Consider the following 19,828-nt stretch of genomic DNA (forward strand, 5'->3'; position numbering starts at 1 on the left):
TTGTTATTTCAGTAGTTATCCTTTTGGAATCAATCCTTTTTATATGAACTGGCTTAGTAAAACTCTTAAAATTCTGGCTTCATTGCTGCTTGCGTTTGTGATTTTTTTGGCTTTGCTCTATCGGAGTGATATCGCCCAAGAAGAAATTATTGAGAAATATAGCTATCCTGAGTCCCACTTTATCGAAGTTGATGGAGTCAATCTTCACGTTCGATTTTTGGGGGAAGGGGTACCGATATTTTTGATTCATGGCAGTTTTTCATCCCTACACACTTGGGATGAATGGCAGCGGGAATTGAGTCCCCATTTTATGACAATCTCGGTGGATTTGCCCGGACACGGACTTACAGGACCGGATGAACTCAAGCGATACACGGTGGAGGATTATGGTCAGGTGATTTTGCGTCTGGCGGAGAAACTCAATTTGCCAAGATTTCATATCGCAGGGAATTCCATGGGAGGAGCTGTTGCCCTTCAAGTGGCAAGCACTCGTCCTGATCAGGTGTTGTCACTGAATTTACTCAATTCCTCAGGAGCGCCCCGTCCTACTAGCCGGACACTCCCTTCAGAAAATAGCTCTGAAAGGGAATCTAGATGGGTTTTTCGCCTGTTGGAAAATCCGGTTTTTTCTAAAATTCTATTGAAATGCACGCCTAAGTTTCTCTTTTCCATGAATTTGAAAGAGGTCTACGGCGATCCCCAGCGAATCAAAGCCGAATCGGTGGATCGGTATTTTGAATTGATGCTCAGGGAGGGAAATCGGGAAGCTACCCTAGACCGAATCTCTTCCAAAAAGGATTCATCCATTGACTTTGAGCGATTGACGATGCCTACCTTGATTATGTGGGGAGATTTGGACCGATGGATTCCTGTAAATCAAGCTTTGGCCTTTGAAAAAGGAATATCGGGTTCTAATCTGATTATTTTTGAAGGAGTCGGCCATGTGCCCATGGAGGAAATCCCGACAGAATCTGTCGCAGAATACCTGTCCTTTCTAGGAGTGGAGGTTCGTAAAAACTACCTTCAGGCTCCCAATTACGTGAGCTATGTCGATTGAAATTTTATTGGTTCTGATCATCCTGCTTCAGATAGGAATGCTTGTCCTTTTTGTCAGTTCGAAGCGAAAAGATCCCTTTTCAGATTCTCTGAATCAGCAGATTCAGGAACTTCGGCAGGAACTGGACCGCACGCTTTCTTTGGTTCGGAAGGAAAATCAAGATAACCTGACTGGACAGTTTCAACTGGTTTTTCAATCCTTGCGAAGCAATTCCCAAGATCAAAAGGAGGCCTTGAAAAGCTTTGGGGAGGTTTTTAGGCAAAATGTCCAGGATTTTAATACCCTGCAGCGAGAAAAACTCAGCGAACTCAATCGCCGACAGGAGGATTTGATGAAATCCACCGAACTCCGGCTGGAAAAAATCCGGGAGACGGTGGACGAGAAATTACAAAAAACGCTGGAAGCCCGTTTGGGTCAATCCTTTGAAATGGTCAGCAACCAATTGCAAGCCGTCCAAAAAGGACTGGGCGAAATGCAAAGCCTTGCCAATGGAGTAGGGGATCTTAAGCGAGTGCTCAATAATGTCAAAAGCAGGGGAGTTTTGGGAGAATATCAGCTGCAAGCGATTTTGGAAAACCTGCTGACTGCTGAGCAATATGAAATCAATGCTGCAGTGGGTAAGGGAAATCGGGAACGGGTAGAGTTTGCGGTCAAAATGCCCGGTCAGGACCAAACGATTTTATTACCGATTGATTCGAAATTTCCCCAAGAATCCTATCTCAGATTAGTTGACGCATATGAGTTAGCTTCCAAGCCTGAAATCAATCAGCAGCGCGCTGAGCTTTTCAAAGCAGTAAAAAAAGCCGCTCAGGATATTCGTGACAAATATTTGAATCCTCCATTTACGACGGATTTTGCGATTTTATTTCTTCCGGTGGAAAGCCTCTATGCCGAAATTCTTCGCGAACCCGGATTGACTCAGCAGATTCAGCAAGAATACAAGGTTTTGGTCACAGGACCGACGACCCTCTCAGCGATTTTAAACAGTCTGCAGATGGGATTTCGCACCTTAGCTATTCAAAAGCGAAGCTCTGAAGTATGGCAAATATTAGGAGCGATCAAAACGGAATTTGGGAAGTTTGGGGAACTGATCGAGAAGACACAGCGAAAACTCACCGAAGCCCATTCGGAGCTGGATAAGTTGGTTGGTGTGCGAACTCGGGCTATACAGCGAAAGCTGAAAGATGTAGAGGAAATGCCCGAATCGGAAAGTAAACGCCTGCTTGATGATCTGTAAATTTTAGGTCGAAAATTGAATTTTTTAAATGGAGCTTTGTTACATTAGCCCTTAGAGTAAAAAAGTTTTTTGTTAAATCCTGATAACCAAATGGAAAAGCAATTACTTTTGCGCCCTGATTAAAATTGCAGAAAGGAATTTATGGCAATGCACATTGTAATTGCAGGTGCCGGGGATATGGGATATCACCTGGCTGAGCAATTAAGCTACGATAATAAAGACATTACCCTCATTGATACCGAGCGCGAAGTCTTGGACTATGTTTCGTCCAAACTTGATGTCTTGACTGTGCTGGGAGATGCCACTTCCATAGAGGTTTTAAAACGAGCCAATGTGGACCATGCCAGCATGGTTTTAGCCGTGACGACCTCCGAAAAAACCAATATTGTCGCGGCAGTTCTTGCCAAGCAATTGGGTGCCAAGCGCGTGATGGCACGGGTTAGAAACCATTCGTACCTCCATGGAGATAATATCAAGTACTTTGAGAATTTAGGAATTGACAACCTTATTTCCCCGACAATGCTTTGCAGTCGGGAGATTTTTAACCTGATACAGAATTCCAGCTTTACGGAGGTTTTTGATTTTGAAGGTGGAAAGCTTAATGTCGTTGGGGTGACGCTCGATCAATCCAATCCTCTCGTCAATCAGCGAATCATGGATATGAGTACCAATCCCATTTTTGATGATGTGAGGATTATTGCAATTCTTCGAGATCAAAAAACGCTGATTCCAAGGGGAAGTACGATCATCAGAAACCAGGATCACGTATTCTTTATTTCGACAAAAAAGCATACTCATAGTATTCTTCAGTTGATCGGACAGGAGAAAAGAGAGATCAAAAATGTGATGATTATCGGTGGCGACGATATGGCTTTGACTACCGCTTTGAAACTGGAAAATCATTACCGGGTCACCTTGGTAAATAAGGATAAAGACCGTTGCAAATGGCTTGCAGAAAACCTGCCCAATACCTTGGTGATCAACGGGGATTATAAAAACGTAGAGCTTTTGGTAGAAGAAGGCTTGGAGCAGATGGATGCTTTTTTGGCCTTGACGGATTCCTCAGAGACCAATATCATCACCAGTCTTACGGCTAAAAATCACGGAGTTTATAAAACCATCGCTCACGTAGATACCCGGGAATACATTCATATTTCGCATAGTATCGGGGTGGATTCGCTGATCAACAAAAAGCTGGTAGCGGCTAATGAAGTTTCTCGCTATTTGAGAAAAGGCTCTGTGGAGGCGGTTTCGGGGATTTATGGGGTAGATGCTGAATTTGTTCAATACTCGGTTTGTAAAAGCAATCGACTAACGAAATATACGCTTAAAGATTTGCATTTTCCGGACTCTGCTATTGTGGCGGGTGTCATCCGTGGGGAAGAGGTTTTTATCCCTGACGGAGATTTCCAGCTTCAAGTAGGCGATAAGGCTATTGTACTTGCTTTGCCGCAGGCCAAGGGTTCTTTAGAAAAACTATTCCATTAAATCCATGATCCATTTTAAGGAAATCGCCAAAATCATGGGAGCCCTACTTGGACTTCTGGCAATTTTGATGGTTCCGGCGGTAATTTTTTCAATCTATTATGGAGAAGATCCCTGGCCGATTTTAGTGTCGATTTGCATTTCTTCTGTTGTGGGTGGAATAGCCTATTTTTCATTTTCCAAGCAGGACCAAAATATCCGCAAACGAGAGGGATATCTGATCGTAGCACTCAGCTGGGTGTTTATGACGCTTTTTGGGATGCTTCCCTACATCTTGAGCAAGGAGATTTTAACCTTCGATGATGCCTTGTTTGAGACTATGTCTGGCCTGACGACCACAGGAGCCTCTATTTTGACCGATATAGAAGTAATACCAAAGGGGCTGTTGTTTTGGCGAAGTATGACACAGTGGGTTGGCGGCTTGGGAATTATCGTTTTGACAGTAGCGATTTTTCCGCTTTTGGGAATCGGAGGAATTGAGCTCTTTGTGGCGGAATCCCCTGGACCTACTTCGGATAAAGTTCACCCTAGAATTTCAGAAACCGCCAAGCGGCTATGGTACGTTTATGTCGGTTTGACTTTGGTAGCTACTTTATTGTTTTGGGTTGGAGGAATGTCGTTTTATGATGCGATCAATCACGCCTTGACCACCTTGGCCACGGGTGGTTTTTCGACCAAGAATGCTTCTATGGCTTTTTATGATTCTGCCTTTATCCAATATGTCGCCATTTTCTTTATGTTTTTGGCAGGTACTAACTTTACCATTATTTACTTTGGTTTGATTGGGAAATTCAGACGCGTCTTGAGAAGTGATGAATTTAAGGTTTATGCCTTTTCGCTTCTGGGGCTTTCAGTGATTGTATCCTATTTTATTTTTGCCAAGGGAGGGGTTGATTTCGAACTTGCCTTTAGAAAGTCCCTTTTTCAGGTCGTTTCTGTGGTCACGACCACGGGATTTGTAACTGACGACTATACACAGTATGGCGCAGGGATCACATTTTTATTTTTCATGATGTTATTTTTAGGCGGATCTGCGGGTTCTACCGCCGGTGGGATAAAATTTGTCAGGCACTTGACTTTTATTAAGAATTCCTGGCTGGAGTTTAAGCGATTGGTGCATCCAAGAGCAATAGTCCCTTTGATGATTAATGGAGATCGAGTCACGGGAAGAATCATTACTCACATCATGAATTTCCTCCTTATTTATCTATTGACTTTTGTTTTGGGATCTTTGGTGATGTCCTTTTTGGGCTATGATTTGGCGACATCCTTGGGAGCAGTGGCTACTTGTTTGGCCAATGTCGGACCTGGCATTGGAGAGGTGGGACCTGTGGATAATTTTGCTTTCTTTTCTCCAGCAGCTAAAATTTTCCTTTCCTTTATTATGCTATTGGGACGATTGGAGCTGTTTACTATTCTGATTTTATTTACCCCATTCTTTTGGAGAGCCAATTAGTCCAACACCGTAAATTGGGCTTGAATCTTGGCAATTCGGTCTTCAAGGCTTTCCGATGAAATCGTTGTGCGGCTTAATCGATCTACCATAATTGGAAAAGAGAACGGGGTAAACTGAACCGGATGCTTCACGATCATCTGGAGTTGGTTTATTTTTTTCATGGCCTTAATCAACTTATCCTGATCCATTTGCTGATTCATCGCTTCATAGCGTGCTTGCTTGAGCAGCAGGTTTTCTGGATCATATTGCTCAAAAACCTGAAAGAGCAGACTGGAATTGGATTGAACGTGCTTAAATGTCATGGGCTTTCCCGGATAGCCCTGAAAAACCAAACCGGCTATACTGGCTATTTCCCGAAATTTACGCCTAGACATCTCACTTTCATTGATGCAGTGTAGCACGTCCTCTTCGAGGTTTTTTAGCGTAAAGACATCCTCTTCTAAAATTTCCTCGATCCGGATGGGTTCATCGGAAAGCAGTTCAAATCCATAATCATTCATGGCCATATTAAACGTGACCGGGAAGCTGGTAGAAATCCGATAAGCAATCAAAGCCGCCATCAATTCATGAATCATTCTGCCCTCGAAGGGATAAAAAAATAAATGATAGCCCTGCTTACTTTGATGCGATTCAATCAGAAAGGTCCGATCATCAGGCACGATGGAAAGGCGGCTTTGTAATTCTAATATGGGCAAAACACGTTGAACTTCTTCAGAGCGATAAATGCCTTGATTATAGGCATGAAAAATCTGTAAAATCTGTTCTGAAAGCTTGGAGGAAAGAGACATCCGGGCACCCATCCAACTGACCACATTGGATGTCTTTTTTTCGGATAGCTGCACGATGGCATTTAAATCTTTGATTTGAAGGAGTTCGAGACTGCGTCCCGCAAAAAAGAAGCGATCACCGATTTTCATTTTGGTGATAAAATATTCTTCCACACTGCCCAAGTAGGCTCCATTTTTAAATTTGACTTTCATCATGGCTTCCGAAACAATAGTACCCATAGAAAGCCGATGTTTCATAGCAATGCGTTTGTTTTTGACTCGGTAAAGCCCGTCTTCATCCCGGCTGACCTTTAGAAAATCCTCATAGCTGCCCAGCGAGTTTCCTCCGATGGTAACGAAATCCATCATCCAGTTCATTTCTTCTTCACTTAGCGAAGCAAAAGAAAAGGTCCTCTTGGCGATTTCGAAGGCTTTATTTCGGTCAAAACCTTCTCCCACAGCCAAGGTCACTAGAAACTGAATCAAGACGTCATAGGGCAGGATAGGAGCAAATTGGGATTCCATCTCTCCAGCATCGATGGCTTCTCTCAAAGCTGCCGCTTCGATGAGCTCCAAAGAATTGGTCGGGACAAAATAGATCTCCGAGGGCAGGCCCGGCTGATGTCCTGCGCGTCCTGCGCGCTGTATAAATCTCGAAACACCTTTTGGGCTACCAATCTGGATCACTCGATCCACAGGCCTGAAATCTACACCTAAATCCAAACTAGAGGTACAAACCACCAGTTTGAGTTTTGCTTCATGCAGGGCCTGCTCCACCCAGGCACGAACCGTCATATCCAAGCTGCCGTGATGCATGGCGATCAGCCCCGCCCAGTCCGGTCTTGCTTCCAAAAGCTTTTGGTACCAAATTTCCGTTTGTGATCGAGTATTGGTGAATAGCAAAACGGTTTTGCCAGCTTCGATGATGGGAATGACCTGATCCATCATTCGGATTCCCAAATGTCCTGACCAGGGATATTTTTCGATTTCCTCCGGGAAAACCGAATGAAGAATAATTTCTTTTTGGATGTCTGCTTTAACAATGTTCAATGGCAGTTCTGCTCCCAAAAGTACCTTTGCCGCTTCTTCCAAGTTTCCGATGGTAGCCGAAACAGCCCATCGTTTAAAGCGTTGATTACAAATAGATTGTATGTATTCCAGTGCAAGTTGAACTTGTACTCCTCGTTTATTTCCCACCAGTTCATGCCATTCGTCCACGACCACTGTTTGCAGGGATTGGAAGAGCGTACCATGGTCCTTTTGGGCGATCAGGACATGCAGTGTTTCAGGTGTGGTGATCAGGACTTCCGGAGGTCTTCTTTTCTGGGCTGCCCGGGTTTTGGCATCGGTATCGCCGTTTCTTACGGCAACTTGCCAAGGTAGACCGATTTGATCGCAGACTTCCTGCATGGCTTTTTGGATGTCTTGGGAAAGTGCCCGAAGCGGCGTGACCCAAATGAGCTGTAGGCCATTATTTCGGCTGGATTGCCAGCTTTCGGGATGGGTTCGGATAAAATCCAAAATCACGGGAAACCACAGGGCAAAGGTCTTTCCCGAACCTGTCGGAGCATTGAGCAGGCCTGATTTTCCCGCTAAATAATCCTTCCAGGTTTTCAGCTGAAATGGAAAAATCTCCCAGCCTTTACTTTTGAAATAAGCTAGTCCAACTTCTAAGGCTTTATCCTCCATACAATTTTAACAGGTCTCTGAGATCTTCCAGGGAATTGGCTTCTTCTTTGGGTTTATCTTTGCGCCAGCGCAAAATACGGGGAAAGCGTAAGGCAATCCCACTTTTGTGACGCGGACTGTCTTGAATTCCCTCGAAAGCAATTTCAAAAACCAATTCAGCCTTCACCGTTCGTACGGGTCCAAATCGCTCTCGGGTATTTTTCTTTACAAACTGATCTACCTCGCGCATCTCTGCATCGGTGAGGCCGGAGTAAGCCTTGGCAAAGGGAACCAATTGATCACCATCCCAAACCGCAAAAGTATAATCACTGTACAAATCCGCTCTTCTGCCGTGTCCCTTCTGTGCATAAATCATCACTCCGTCGATGGTCAAAGGCTCGATTTTCCATTTCCACCAATTGCCTCTTTTTCGGCCCGCTTCATAGGGAGAATCCAGTTTTTTAAGCATGAGACCTTCGGCGAAGTAGCTTCTGGATTTTTCCCGTATTTCAGCAAATTCTTCCCAATTTCTGGCCGACAGCGGTTCAGATATTTCCAAATGAGGATGAGAATGATTGGCTACAAGTTGCTCCAAATAAGCCCGTCTTTTTACTAAAGGTTTGCTTCGGTAATCCTGATTTTGATATTCGATCAGATCATAGACCAAAAAGCTTACTGGAGCCTCTGAGAGAATTTTTTTGCTTACATTTTTTCGACCGATTCGGGTTTGAAGCAGATTGAATGGGAGCGGACCACCGTCTTTGAATGCTAGAATTTCACCATCAAGCACGACGCCGTCGGGAAGGTTTTTTCCTAAATTCATCAGTTCGGGAAATTTATCGTTGACGAGTTCTTCCCCTCTGCTCCAGAGAAATACTTCACCCTCTCGCTTAATTAATTGCCCGCGGATACCGTCCCATTTCCATTCGATTTGCCATTCCTCTGACGGGCCTAGTTCCTCGGGATTTTTTTCGAGCGGATGAGCGAGGAAAAAAGGATAGGGTTTTGAGCGGTCTTTTTCCTGCTCAGATTGATCAAAAAGCTGCTCGAAACTAATTGAGGTCGGATCCCAGTTGCCCATCAGAGCGTAGGCAATATCGGCTTTGTCCCGATCCAGAAAACTGGCCAAAGCCTGATAAATTAAATTTTGACTGACTCCGATACGAAAACCTCCGGTGATGATTTTATTGAATACAAACCGCTCTTGCCTGTCCAGTTGCTGCCATGAGTTGACAATAAAGCTTTTCTTATTTTCATCATCTTTTTCTTTGAGATCAGAAAGCGCTTGAATCCAATCGCTCAGGCTGATATCGGATTTTTGTGTGGGAGGTGGCAGCAAAAGGGCAATCGTTTCTGCCAAATCTCCCACACTATGATAGGATTCGTCAAAGAGCCAACGCGGAATATTGGCTAATTCCAGACACCAATCACCCAGTTGTCGGGTGGAAACCTGTCTTTTTGGGCGTCTATGAGAAAATAATGCGATTGCCCACACTTTGTCTCTAGCTGGCGCTTTTTCAAAAAAATAATGAAGGGCCTCCAGTTTATCCTTGGTCTTATTTGACTGATCGAGTTGGGTAATGAGCTCGGCAAATTCCTTCATGAGGGGAAATTAATTACTTAAAGTGACCAAAGTCCTATTAAAATCTACTTTAATGAATAAATTTAGATTCAAATCGAACAGGGCAGAAGTCCTGACCGTTAAGAATTGAAAACTTGGAACCTATGAAAAAGTTAATCCTTGGAATGATCTTGCTAGCTGGACTTTGGTCTTGCACGGATCAGGAATCTGAAAAATATACCGGAAAAGCTGTCGAATACCAACTTTATCAAGCTTCTGAGTTTGACTATGTGGGAAAAGCGATGGTGAAAGAACTCATCGGGGGAAATCTCGAATTGACGATTCAGCTGGAAGGGGCTAGGGGAGACTCAGAAACGAATTATCCGGCGCATCTTCATTTTGGAAATTACACCGAAGCCGATACCCCAATCGCCTTTATGCTAGATCCGGTAAGCGCTTCGAATTTGAAAAGCAGTACGATATTGGAGCAGCTTTCTGACGGTAGTCGGTTAACTTTTGACGAAGTCTCAGGCTTTGACGGACATATCAAAGTTCACTTGGCGGCAGATGGTCCCGACTATGAGGTGATTTTGGCAGCTGGAAATATCGGTTTGAATGCCGGGGCAGATTTCAAACTGGATGAAATGGCAGTTTGCGGAAAGAATTATTGATTATCTCAATATTCTTAAAAACGAAAAAGCGGCCTGGATTACTCCAGACCGTTTTTTTATTGAGCTTATTTTCCTATTAATTCAAAATCAAAGGGAAAGTTACGTCGAGATCAGATTCACCACCAGCCTCAGTAAAGTTGGAGAAATTAGGATTTGTGGCGCCTGGGAAGTTTTTGTCCAAATCATGTCTTAACACTACTCTAAACTGAGCATTGTTAAATCCGGGACTGGAGGATACCGTGACGATGCCACTCACCCCGATCAACTCTCCGCTTTCGTCATCATAGACATAGGTAAGTGGAGCGGAGCTTCCTTCAAAAGCTGATCCCAAGAAATAAAACTGATGCTCATCACCTTCTTCGAGAACTTCCTCAGTGATATCTTCATTTTCGATTGCGTTTAATACCTCGATATCCAATCGGTAGGTTTTGCCAGTTTCCAATTCGATATCGTCCGCAGTCAAAGCATCTCCCACTTCAATTCCTTCTGCATCAGAAGCATTAAACGTAAGGGTAGTTCCCACTTCATTTCCGGATTCATCCAATTCGGTAAAATTCAAATTGATGTCGGTGATGACTTCTTCTTCATTTTCTATTACTGGATCTTCACTTTCACAAGAAGCAAAAGCAAATAGAGACGCTGACAATACGTAGATGGGTAGTTTGTGATAGGTTTTCATTGTTTGTGTTTAATTAGAATTGGTAATTGATTTTAAGTAAAATATTTCGACCGATATCATCGGTAAAGTATCGGAATCTATTCATGTATTCTTTGTAGGAAGTATTGAAAATATTCTGGACCTGTAGGCCGACATTCAGCTTGTTTTCCCCTAATTGCAATTGCTGTAAGTAGGCAAAATTGAACAATGCGTATGCAGGAGGGGCAGGGGCAAGGTCAAAATCGGGCTCACGTTGCTGTCTTGCTACCAGCAAATTGCTTAAGGTGAATTTGTGTGTTTTACCTGTACCATTCAATCGGTATGCCATTCCCCAGTCCATGCGGTCAGAGGGGATAAAGGGGAAAAATGAATCAGTTTCGGTGTTTCGAGCCCGGATGATGGAACCTTTTAAATACCCACTCAACTTACCTGTAAATTCATGACTGCCCGAAAGATCAATCCCGTAGAAGAGTGCATTGGCCTGGAGGTATTCATAGACATTGAATGTGCCTCTGAGACTGACAAAGTTTTCTCCCGTCGGATTGAGGTAGATGTAATTTCCAATCGAATTGACATAGCCTGTCAGTTCCAATACTGTTTTGTTGGTGGAATATTCCAATGAATTCACCCACTTGAGGGATTTTTCGGATTCTAGGTTTTGATCACCGATTTCTACTGCTGCAGCTCCATGATGAAGCCCTTGGGAAAAAAGCTCATTTACATTGGGCGGTCTCCACGCTGACCCTAGATTACTCGAAAGGGTAATCGTCTTGGAAAGTTGATAATACGCGCCCAGAAAAGCCGTGAAATTTTGATAATTCAAATCCGCACTTTCCAATTCTCTATTGATGAATCTGGCCGTTTTTACATTTCTAAAATCATATCGAATGCCTCCTTCGATCTCCAGCGGGCCTTTGGAAAATTTTTCCATTCCATAAATTCCGAGATTGACCATGTCATAATTCGGAATCAAGGGAGTCACGCCTGTGCCCGGAACATTTGTATTGGCTTGTTGAATGATATTCAATCCCCAGGTTCCGCTAAAAGCATTGGGATGAGTGTGGTCCACAAACAAATCCAGCGTGTTGGTATACAGCTGCAAATCCAAACTCGGCCGGGTATTTAATTCTCCTCTTCTTCGGTCATACTCCTGACGCTCATTGAGCTGAAATCCATACTGAAGATTGGCTTTCCAATTGGAGTTGAGGTGGTAGTGTGATTTGAATTTCGCTAAATGGTGAATAACCTTTTGCTTGGGATTATCGATATCATAGGTGAAATCCGTTTCGGTAAATGGCCTGCCATTTTCGATGATGCTCTGAAGATCCGAGAGATTTCCGGTATGCGCATCCCGTAATATTCCCAATTCACTGTTGAAATAACTGTAGTAAAGTTCTGTCCCAAGCTTTTTGTTGGAATAGCCCAGCGTTCCACTAAAATTGAGTTCGCTGATTCCGGTATTGGATTGATAATAATTTGGACTTTGGATGGTGCCGCCTCTTTTGGCTGATCCCTGAATTCGGTAACCGAGACCTTTGATTTTTTCCGAACCTCCAGTGTGGGTCAAGGAGATGTTTCCCATTCGACCATTACTTGCACCGAGAAGGTGAAGGTCAGTTTTATGTTCTTTTTTCGTGGGTAAATCTGAAGGAGAAACCAAGATTACTCCCCCCATCGCTTCAGGACCGAAACGGACAGTTTCTGCACCCTTAATTACCGTGATCTCATCTGCCAAAAAGGGGTCAATTTCCGGGGCATGTTCCGCTCCCCATTGCTGTCCTTCCAGACGAATTCCATTATTGAGAATCATAATCCGATTGGAGTGAAGTCCGTGGATGACTGGTTTGGCGATGCTGTTTCCGGTAGAAAAGGTGGTCACTCCGGCGACTCTTTTGAGGCTTTCGCCAAGATTTTCACCCCTGGACTCCAAGAGCTCCTCACCATAAAGCGCCTGAATGGCAGTCGTCGTCTGAATAGCGTCTTGATGGCCGTGGATTTCTACTCCTTCCAATTCCATGGAATCCTCTTCCAAACGATAGGTTTTATTAAATGAGCCTTTTTCCAGCGTGATGGTCTCGATGATTTCCTTGTGACCCAAAAATTGGATTTTCAGTGTATAAGTCCCGGCGCAAAGGTCCCGGATGATGAAGTTTCCATCGTCATCGGTGATTGCTCCGTTCTTGACTTCTTCGATCCAGATGTAGGCACCTGGGATGGATTGGTTGTTTTCCAAATGGATAACTTTTCCTCGGATAGAAAAATTACAATTTTGCGCATGAGCGGGAAATGCGCTTAGGACAAGGAAAAGACCTATGGTGAATAATAATGCTGAAATATCTTGTTTCTTCACAATGCAAAAATAGAGGGCTTTTGGAGATTAAACCACAAAAAGTGAAACAAAGTTGCAAAAAGGGATAAATGGTCTTTAAAAAGGAAGAGTCTCCAGTCTTAAAATCAGCCAATTTGTTTAGAATACGGCATTTCTATCGGGAAAAATCTAATCCGCAAGGCTTTTGTTTTGGCCAAAGCCCGAATTAAAAATCATCGAATCTTTAAAATATCGGCTAATTGATATCGAGGGGTACCACCATTCTGCGCGGCAACAAAAGCCCCGATTCGGCAAGAAAAATCCAAAATTTCCTGAGGAGATTTCTGGTCGAGGTACATTTTGATAAATCCGCTCAAAAATGCATCTCCTGCGCCAATGGTATCCTGAACCTGGATTTTATAACCCTGATGATGAAAAAATTCTCCCTTTTGGTAAATCATCGCTCCATTGGAACCCAAGGTGATACAGATCAAATCTACCGGAAAGTGCTTGTCTAGAAATTCACAGAGGATTTTGGGATCGGCCGAGGTATTGAAATAATCGGCAAAAGCGACCAATTCGTCTTCGTTGATTTTTAGAATATCGGTGTAGGCTAAAAGTGTTTCGATCACTTCAAAATCATAGAATGGGGGTCTTAAATTGGCGTCAAAAATTCGAAGCTTGGCCAAGTGAAGCAGATCTAGGAGGGTTTTTAAGCTGGTGGTATTCCTTACCGCCAAAGTTCCGAAAACGAAGGCATTGGCTGATTTTACCGCCTTTTTGTTTTCTTCGGTAAGACTGATAAAATCCCAGGCGACAGGGGAGAGGATCGTGTACTTGATGTTTTCCCGATCCGAACTGTCCACCAAAACTCTGGATGTTTCCTGATCTGACTTTAATTGGATCAGTTCGTCAGAAATCCCATAATCACGGTAAAAGTTGAGCAGTTTTTCGCCCAAATCATCAGTACCGACGGCAGAAATTAATTGGGTATCCAACCCCAGCTGATGTAGGTTTAGCGCCACATTCATGGGAGCACCTCCGGCCACATCTCCGCTGGGAAGGCAATCCCAGAGCATTTCTCCGAAAACAACGACTTTATCTGACATAATTAGCATGTAAATCTTTTTGAATTTCTTCCAGTGATCTTCCTTTGGTTTCAGGCATTTTGAACCGCACCCAAATCAGCTGTCCGACCATCATCAAACAAAAGAAAGCGAAAATATAACCCGGACCGAATTGATTGGCAAAGAAAGGGAATACGTTTGCAATTACAGCAGCCAAAATCCAATGCGTAAAGGAACCCAGGGACTGACCGTAAGCTCGGAGTTCGTTAGGAAACATTTCCGAAATAAATACCCAAATCACGGATCCTTGCCCAATCGCATGGGAAAGTATAAATCCAAAAACAAAGATTGGTAGCCAAAAGGAAGGGATTCCCGGACCCAGAAAATTGTAGGCCATCAGGGAAAGTGAAATGATGTATCCGAAAGAACCGATGTACATGAGTTTTATTCGCCCGAGACGATCGATGAGGTAGAGTCCGAGAAAGGTCCCAAACAGATTGATGATTCCGATTCCGATGGTAGAGATGAGGGCATTTTCGGTCGATATTCCAGCCATCTCAAAGACCCGCGGTGCAAAATAAATGATAGCATTGATTCCAGAAACCTGATTGAAAAAGGCGATCATTACCGCAAGCAAGGTGCTGGAGAAGTATTTTTTATTGAAAAGCGCCGAGAAACTGCCCTTGGCTTTTTCCAGTTTTTCTTCGGCAATAGCGAGGCGGATGGATTCGTCCACGCCTTCGGGATCGGTTCGGGTTAAAATGGCTCTAGCCTGTGCTTGATCATTGAATTTGGAAATCAACCAACGCGGGCTTTCTGGAATTCGGAAGATCATCAAACTGTAAATCAAAGCCGGAATGCCTTCCACTGCCAGCATCCATCTCCAATCCTCGGGTAATCCCGCCGTTCCGATCAAATAATTGGAGACATAAGCGACCACAATTCCGAAAACGATATTGAATTGATAAAGGGCGACCAATAAACCTCTGTTTTTTGCAGGAGCAATTTCAGAAATATACATCGGTGCGACCACCGAAGATGCGCCTACTCCCAAACCTCCGATAAATCGAAAAAGAGTAAAAGAAGTCACGTCCCAGGCCAGTCCGGAGCCTACTGCGGAGACAAAATACAGCAACCCAATCCAGAGCAAACTTTTCTTTCGGCCCCATCGATCTGCTGGAATGCCTCCAAATATCGCCCCGATCACCGTCCCGTATAGCGCAGAAGCAATAGCCAAACCATGGATCCAGTCACTCAGCATCCAAACTTCCTGAATCGCACGCTCGGCACCCGATATTACCGCTGTATCAAATCCAAACAAAAAGCCGCCTAAAGCCGCTGTAATGGAAACAAAAAAGACGTATTTATTGGATGCCATGGATTTTTTGGGATTGAATATTTTACTAAACTAAAAAGAAGCCGAGGATTTCAAAACCAAGGTTCGAAATTTCGATCCGTGATTTGGTTTTTGAAAAAGTAAACGCTGTAGTAGAAAAGCCTGTTGACCTCCAGCAAAGAATCGGAAAATGATCTTTTTATTAGAGGCTTTCAGGAATGATCGGGTGATGTAGTGGAGAAAAGAATGGTGCTTTTTGCTCTACTCAAGTCGGAGCAATAATTTAACTATAATCGCAGGTTTGAGAGCAAAGAGTGAATTGGCTTTTCAACAAGCTTACTGACCAACCAAATAATATTTTGTTTTTGCGCGAATTTTGACCCCTCGCCTTTTCATTATTTCTTATATTCGCAGGCGAAAAAGCATCAGGTTTTTAGCGGCCTTTGCTCTTTTATTCGTAGAACGTATATAAACCCAACCATATGACTACCCAAGTCGAAATTTACAAACCCAAGAACCACATTCGAATGGTCACAGCGGCTTCCCTTTTTGACGGGCACGATGCTGCGATCAATATTATGCGTCGGATCATCCAATCCACCGGATGCGAGGTGATTCACCTGGGGCACAATCGATCTGTTCAGGAGATCGTAGACTGCGCCATTCAGGAAGACGTGCAGGCCATTTCCATTACTTCGTATCAAGGCGGACATGTAGAGTTTTTTAAGTACATGTATGATTTGCTCCAAGAAAAAGGAGCCGGACATATTCGGATTTTCGGTGGAGGTGGAGGAACTATTCTTCCCGAGGAAATCAAGGAATTGCATGAGTATGGAATTTCCCGGATTTATTCTCCCGATGACGGCCGCTCCATGGGCTTGCAGGGAATGATCAATGACTTGGTTTCCAAATGTGATTTTCCCATCGGAGATCAAGTTTCAGAGTCAGTTGAGTTATCAAAAGAAAACATTCCGCAGGTTGCCCGCTTGGTTTCTGCTTTTGAAAATTTCCCGGAAAACTCAAAAACCATCTTGGAGAAAGTACGGGAGAAAAGTAAACATTCAACCGTTCCCGTCTTGGGAATCACCGGAACAGGCGGTGCCGGAAAATCCTCGCTAGTCGATGAATTGGTTCGGAGATTTGTGATGGATTTTGAGGATAAAAGTCTGGCTATCATTTCGGTAGATCCCTCCAAGCGAAAAACTGGTGGAGCTTTACTTGGTGACCGGATTCGGATGAATTCCATCCATCATCCGCGGGTTTTTATGCGTTCTTTGGCTACCCGTCAGTCCAATTTGGCGCTATCGCGCTATGTGCAGGATGCCGTGGATACGGTCAAGGCTGCGGGGTTTGACTTGGTGATATTGGAAACTTCCGGTATCGGACAATCCGACACTGAGATCATCGAGCATTCGGATCTTTCACTGTATGTGATGACTCCAGAATACGGAGCCGCTTCCCAATTGGAGAAAATCGACATGCTGGATTTTGCCGATGTGATTGCACTCAACAAGTTTGACAAGCGAGGTGCCTTGGATGCGATTCGGGATGTCAAAAAACAATACAAGCGAAATCATAATCTCTGGGAAACGAGTGACGAGGATATTCCTGTTTTTGGAACGATTGCCTCTCAGTTTAATGATCCCGGGATGAATCAGCTCTATCGGGCGATTATCTCAAAGGTAAACGAGAAGTTTTCCAACTGGGAAAGCACATTTGAGCTTACCGCGGGAAGTTCCGAGAAAATCTACATCATCCCTCCAGCCCGGACACGCTACCTGAGTGAAATCGCTGAAAACAACCGAAATTATGATCAGTGGGTAGAGGAGCAAAAGGAAATTGCGCAGCAACTCTATAGTATCCAAAAATCCATAGAAACTATCCAAGCTACCGGCATTGAGGACAAAGATCGACTTGCCAAAGAACTTCAGGAAGTTTATGCCCAAGTCGAGCTAAATCTGGACCCGAAAAACAAAAAATGGTTGGAGGATTGGCCGGAAGAAGCGGCTCGATACAAAGAAGAATATTACATTTTCAAAGTTCGTGACAAGGAGATCAAGGTAAAAACCCATCATCGCTCCCTTTCGGATTCTCAAATCCCAAAAGTCGCTTTGCCAAAATATGAAGCTTGGGGAGAATTACTGAAATGGGGTTTGCGGGAAAATGTACCGGGTAAATTCCCTTACACTGCGGGTGTTTTCCCATTCAAAAGAGAAGGAGAAGATCCGACACGGATGTTTGCAGGTGAAGGTGGGCCTGAGCGAACCAACAAGCGCTTTCACTACGTCTCCAAAGACATGCCTGCCAAGCGGCTTTCTACAGCCTTCGATTCAGTTACGCTTTACGGAGAAGATCCGGATTACCGGCCGGATATCTATGGGAAAATCGGTAACTCCGGCGTGAATGTTTGTTGTCTGGATGATGCCAAAAAATTATACTCCGGCTTCAACCTAGTTGATCCGATGACCTCAGTTTCGATGACGATCAATGGCCCTGCAGCGACGATGACCGCATTTTTTATGAATGCTGCCATCGATCAACAGTGCGAGGTGTATATTAAAGCGAATGGACTGGAGGAAGAGGTTAATCAAAAAATAGAGGCTATTTATAAGGATAAAGGAATCGATCGACCCAGTTATAAGGGAGCCATTCCCGAAGGAAATAATGGTTTGGGATTGATGCTTTTGGGAGTGACTGGAGATCAGGTTTTACCCAAGGAGGTGTATGAAAAAATCAAAGCCGATACCATTTCCAAAGTCAGAGGAACTGTACAGGCGGATATTTTAAAAGAAGATCAGGCCCAGAATACCTGCATTTTCTCCACCGAATTTTCCTTGAGACTGATGGGGGATGTGCAGCAGTATTTCATTGAACAAAAGGTTCGAAATTTCTATTCGGTTTCCATTTCGGGTTATCACATCGCTGAGGCTGGTGCCAATCCGATTACCCAGTTGGCACTGACTTTATCCAATGGATTTACCTATGTGGAATACTACGTTTCCCGTGGGATGAATGTCAATGATTTTGCACCCAATCTTTCCTTCTTTTTCTCCAATGGAATCGATCCGGAATATGCTGTGATTGGTCGTGTAGCGAGACGGGTTTGGGCCAAAGCGATGAAATTGAAATATGGTGCCAATGAGCGTTCGCAAATGCTGAAGTACCATATCCAGACTTCGGGCCGATCCCTGCATGCCCAGGAAATCGACTTCAATGATATTCGGACGACACTTCAGGCGCTTTATGCGATTTATGACAATTGCAACTCCCTGCATACCAATGCTTACGATGAAGCGATCACCACGCCTACTGAAGCATCGGTTCGACGTGCGATGGCTATTCAGCTGATTATCAATAAAGAATTGGGATTGGCCAAAAATGAAAATCCGCTCCAAGGGGCATTTATTATTGAGGAATTGACGGATTTGGTCGAAGAGGCGGTTTACTTGGAATTTGACCGGATTACAGAAAGGGGAGGCGTACTCGGCGCGATGGAAACGATGTATCAGCGCGGTAAAATTCAGGAAGAAAGCATGCACTACGAAATGCTAAAACATACCGGCGAATATCCGATTATCGGAGTGAATACCTTCTTGGCAAGTGACGGTTCTCCTACGGTCACACCAGGTGAAGTGATTCGCGCTACTTCTGAGGAAAAAGAGGCTCAGATCCAAACACTGAATAAACTTCACAAGGCCTATGCAGGCAAGGAAGAGGAGCAATTAATGAATTTGAAAAAGGCAGCGGTAAATAATGAAAATGTCTTTGAGCGATTGATGGAAGCGGCAAAGTTTTGTTCGCTTGGCCAAATTACTCGGGCACTTTATGAAGTGGGCGGGCAGTACCGCAGAAATATGTAATTTGTCCGTTTAAGCTAAAATAATAAAGGTTAAAATAACGCCATGTCAAAACGAAATGTCACCGTCCGAATGAAGGCGGATTATGAATACGAAGCGGTCAATCAGCAGGGAAATAAAGTGCAGATCGACATGTATGATGCTCCTGACAAAAGAGCCCAATCGCCCATGGATTTATTGCTTTCTGCCCTGGGAGGTTGTGCCTCGGTGGATGCGGTACTGATGATGAAAAAGAAGCGAAAGGAAATCCTGGATTTTTATGTGGAAGTAGAAGGGATTCGAAATGAAGGAATTCCTGCATTTTATACCGATATCCATCTGAAATTCATTTTGGTCTCGCCCAATGCCAACGAAGAGGAGTTTGCGAAAGTGGTAGCGCTGTCGGTAGAAAAATATTGCTCGGTTTCTTCCTCACTCAAGTCACGGGTGACCTTTTCCTCGGAAGTCAAAAAAGCATTATGAGAGTAGTCAAAGAATTGGTTCAGGAGGATGTACGGATCAGTATCTTCTCCTGGAACAATAAATACCTGTTGAAATTTGAGTTGGGACCCTTGGAGCAGACCTTCAAACTCAGTGAAATGGATGTGCTGGAGGAGGCTGATCTTGAGCAGTTTTTAACGGGGGATTTTTTCAAAAAAGTGGTCGAAAGATTTGAGGAAATGGGAAAAACATTTCGTGAGCAATTGGAAAATTTATAATT

General features: G+C 43.9%; 14 protein-coding genes. 8 read left to right on the forward strand and 6 right to left on the reverse strand.

Annotation, left to right across the window (positions count from 1 at the left end):
- The first annotated feature begins 43 nt into the window (after window positions 1-43).
- The 4 genes from BM043_RS15890 to BM043_RS15905 all read left to right on the forward strand — a co-directional run bounded on the left by BM043_RS15890 (window position 44) and on the right by BM043_RS15905 (window position 5,235).
- Window positions 44-1,057: an alpha/beta fold hydrolase gene (locus tag BM043_RS15890; RefSeq protein ID WP_092793453.1), complete on the forward strand. Its 1,014-nt coding sequence runs from the start codon at window positions 44-46 to the stop codon at window positions 1,055-1,057.
- The gene (locus BM043_RS15895) at window positions 1,047-2,294 is read left to right on the forward strand and encodes a DNA recombination protein RmuC (protein WP_092793454.1); all 1,248 of its coding nucleotides are present in this window, start codon (window positions 1,047-1,049) and stop codon (window positions 2,292-2,294) included. The genes BM043_RS15890 and BM043_RS15895 overlap by 11 nt, the downstream gene beginning before the upstream one ends.
- 141 nt (window positions 2,295-2,435) lie before the next feature.
- Window positions 2,436-3,782 carry a Trk system potassium transporter TrkA gene (gene trkA / locus BM043_RS15900; RefSeq protein WP_092793455.1) on the forward strand — a complete coding sequence of 449 codons (1,347 nt, stop codon included), beginning with the start codon at window positions 2,436-2,438 and terminating at the stop codon, window positions 3,780-3,782.
- A gap of 4 nt (window positions 3,783-3,786) precedes the next feature.
- Window positions 3,787-5,235, forward strand: coding sequence for a TrkH family potassium uptake protein (locus BM043_RS15905; RefSeq protein WP_092793457.1), 1,449 nt, complete (start codon window positions 3,787-3,789; stop codon window positions 5,233-5,235).
- Here the strand turns inward: BM043_RS15905 and BM043_RS15910 are convergent.
- Together BM043_RS15910 and BM043_RS15915 are read right to left on the reverse strand one after the other, a co-directional pair.
- The gene (locus BM043_RS15910) at window positions 5,232-7,691 is read right to left on the reverse strand and encodes a ligase-associated DNA damage response DEXH box helicase (protein ID WP_092793459.1); all 2,460 of its coding nucleotides are present in this window, start codon (window positions 7,689-7,691) and stop codon (window positions 5,232-5,234) included. The genes BM043_RS15905 and BM043_RS15910 overlap by 4 nt on opposite strands.
- Window positions 7,681-9,273, reverse strand: a complete 1,593-nt coding sequence (locus tag BM043_RS15915) for an ATP-dependent DNA ligase (RefSeq protein WP_092793461.1) — start codon at window positions 9,271-9,273, stop codon at window positions 7,681-7,683. Before BM043_RS15915 ends, BM043_RS15910 begins: the two co-directional genes overlap by 11 nt.
- Before the next feature lie 122 nt (window positions 9,274-9,395).
- On the opposite strand from BM043_RS15915, the gene BM043_RS15920 reads away from it, so the two are divergent.
- Window positions 9,396-9,902 (forward strand): hypothetical protein, encoded by a 507-nt coding sequence (locus BM043_RS15920; protein WP_092793463.1) that lies wholly within the window; start codon window positions 9,396-9,398, stop codon window positions 9,900-9,902.
- Window positions 9,903-9,978: 76 nt separating this feature from the next.
- On the opposite strand, the gene BM043_RS15925 is transcribed toward BM043_RS15920, so the two are convergent.
- The 4 genes from BM043_RS15925 to BM043_RS15940 form a co-directional block, all read right to left on the reverse strand.
- A complete protein-coding gene (locus BM043_RS15925; protein ID WP_092793465.1) occupies window positions 9,979-10,581 on the reverse strand; it encodes a hypothetical protein in 603 nt (200 codons plus the stop codon).
- A 13-nt stretch (window positions 10,582-10,594) separates the two neighbouring features.
- Window positions 10,595-12,910: a TonB-dependent receptor gene (locus BM043_RS15930; protein WP_245753060.1), complete on the reverse strand. Its 2,316-nt coding sequence runs from the start codon at window positions 12,908-12,910 to the stop codon at window positions 10,595-10,597.
- Window positions 12,911-13,101: 191 nt separating this feature from the next.
- The gene (locus BM043_RS15935) at window positions 13,102-13,977 is read right to left on the reverse strand and encodes a PfkB family carbohydrate kinase (RefSeq protein ID WP_092793467.1); all 876 of its coding nucleotides are present in this window, start codon (window positions 13,975-13,977) and stop codon (window positions 13,102-13,104) included.
- Entirely contained in the window at window positions 13,967-15,313 is a 1,347-nt protein-coding gene (locus BM043_RS15940) for a sugar porter family MFS transporter (protein ID WP_092793469.1), read from the reverse strand. Before BM043_RS15940 ends, BM043_RS15935 begins: the two co-directional genes overlap by 11 nt.
- Window positions 15,314-15,753: 440 nt before the next feature.
- Between BM043_RS15940 and BM043_RS15945 the strand changes: the two genes are divergently transcribed.
- Genes BM043_RS15945 through BM043_RS15955 form a run of 3 tightly spaced genes read left to right on the forward strand, consistent with a single transcriptional unit; the run spans window position 15,754 to window position 19,826 of the window.
- Window positions 15,754-19,131, forward strand: a complete 3,378-nt coding sequence (locus tag BM043_RS15945) for a methylmalonyl-CoA mutase family protein (RefSeq protein ID WP_092793471.1) — start codon at window positions 15,754-15,756, stop codon at window positions 19,129-19,131.
- A gap of 42 nt (window positions 19,132-19,173) precedes the next feature.
- On the forward strand, window positions 19,174-19,590 hold the full coding sequence (locus BM043_RS15950) for an OsmC family protein (protein WP_092793473.1): 417 nt from the start codon (window positions 19,174-19,176) through the stop codon (window positions 19,588-19,590).
- Entirely contained in the window at window positions 19,587-19,826 is a 240-nt protein-coding gene (locus BM043_RS15955) for a hypothetical protein (RefSeq protein ID WP_092793475.1), read from the forward strand. The genes BM043_RS15950 and BM043_RS15955 overlap by 4 nt, the downstream gene beginning before the upstream one ends.
- Window positions 19,827-19,828: the final 2 nt, after the last annotated feature.

Origin of the sequence: Algoriphagus hitonicola (genome assembly GCF_900113375.1) — a bacterium.
GTDB classification, from domain to species: Bacteria; Bacteroidota; Bacteroidia; order Cytophagales; family Cyclobacteriaceae; genus Algoriphagus; species Algoriphagus hitonicola.

What these genes read in the sequence shown, in the direction of transcription:
- BM043_RS15890 (WP_092793453.1), top strand. Translation starts at nt 44, where the DNA reads ATGAACTGGCTTAGTAAAACTCTTAAAATTCTGGCTTCATTGCTGCTT.
- BM043_RS15895 (WP_092793454.1), top strand. Translation starts at nt 1,047, where the DNA reads ATGTCGATTGAAATTTTATTGGTTCTGATCATCCTGCTTCAGATAGGA.
- trkA (WP_092793455.1), top strand. Translation starts at nt 2,436, where the DNA reads ATGGCAATGCACATTGTAATTGCAGGTGCCGGGGATATGGGATATCAC.
- BM043_RS15905 (WP_092793457.1), top strand. Translation starts at nt 3,787, where the DNA reads ATGATCCATTTTAAGGAAATCGCCAAAATCATGGGAGCCCTACTTGGA.
- BM043_RS15910 (WP_092793459.1), bottom strand. Translation starts at nt 7,691, where the DNA reads ATGGAGGATAAAGCCTTAGAAGTTGGACTAGCTTATTTCAAAAGTAAA.
- BM043_RS15915 (WP_092793461.1), bottom strand. Translation starts at nt 9,273, where the DNA reads ATGAAGGAATTTGCCGAGCTCATTACCCAACTCGATCAGTCAAATAAG.
- BM043_RS15920 (WP_092793463.1), top strand. Translation starts at nt 9,396, where the DNA reads ATGAAAAAGTTAATCCTTGGAATGATCTTGCTAGCTGGACTTTGGTCT.
- BM043_RS15925 (WP_092793465.1), bottom strand. Translation starts at nt 10,581, where the DNA reads ATGAAAACCTATCACAAACTACCCATCTACGTATTGTCAGCGTCTCTA.
- BM043_RS15935 (WP_092793467.1), bottom strand. Translation starts at nt 13,977, where the DNA reads ATGTCAGATAAAGTCGTTGTTTTCGGAGAAATGCTCTGGGATTGCCTT.
- BM043_RS15940 (WP_092793469.1), bottom strand. Translation starts at nt 15,313, where the DNA reads ATGGCATCCAATAAATACGTCTTTTTTGTTTCCATTACAGCGGCTTTA.
- BM043_RS15945 (WP_092793471.1), top strand. Translation starts at nt 15,754, where the DNA reads ATGACTACCCAAGTCGAAATTTACAAACCCAAGAACCACATTCGAATG.
- BM043_RS15950 (WP_092793473.1), top strand. Translation starts at nt 19,174, where the DNA reads ATGTCAAAACGAAATGTCACCGTCCGAATGAAGGCGGATTATGAATAC.
- BM043_RS15955 (WP_092793475.1), top strand. Translation starts at nt 19,587, where the DNA reads ATGAGAGTAGTCAAAGAATTGGTTCAGGAGGATGTACGGATCAGTATC.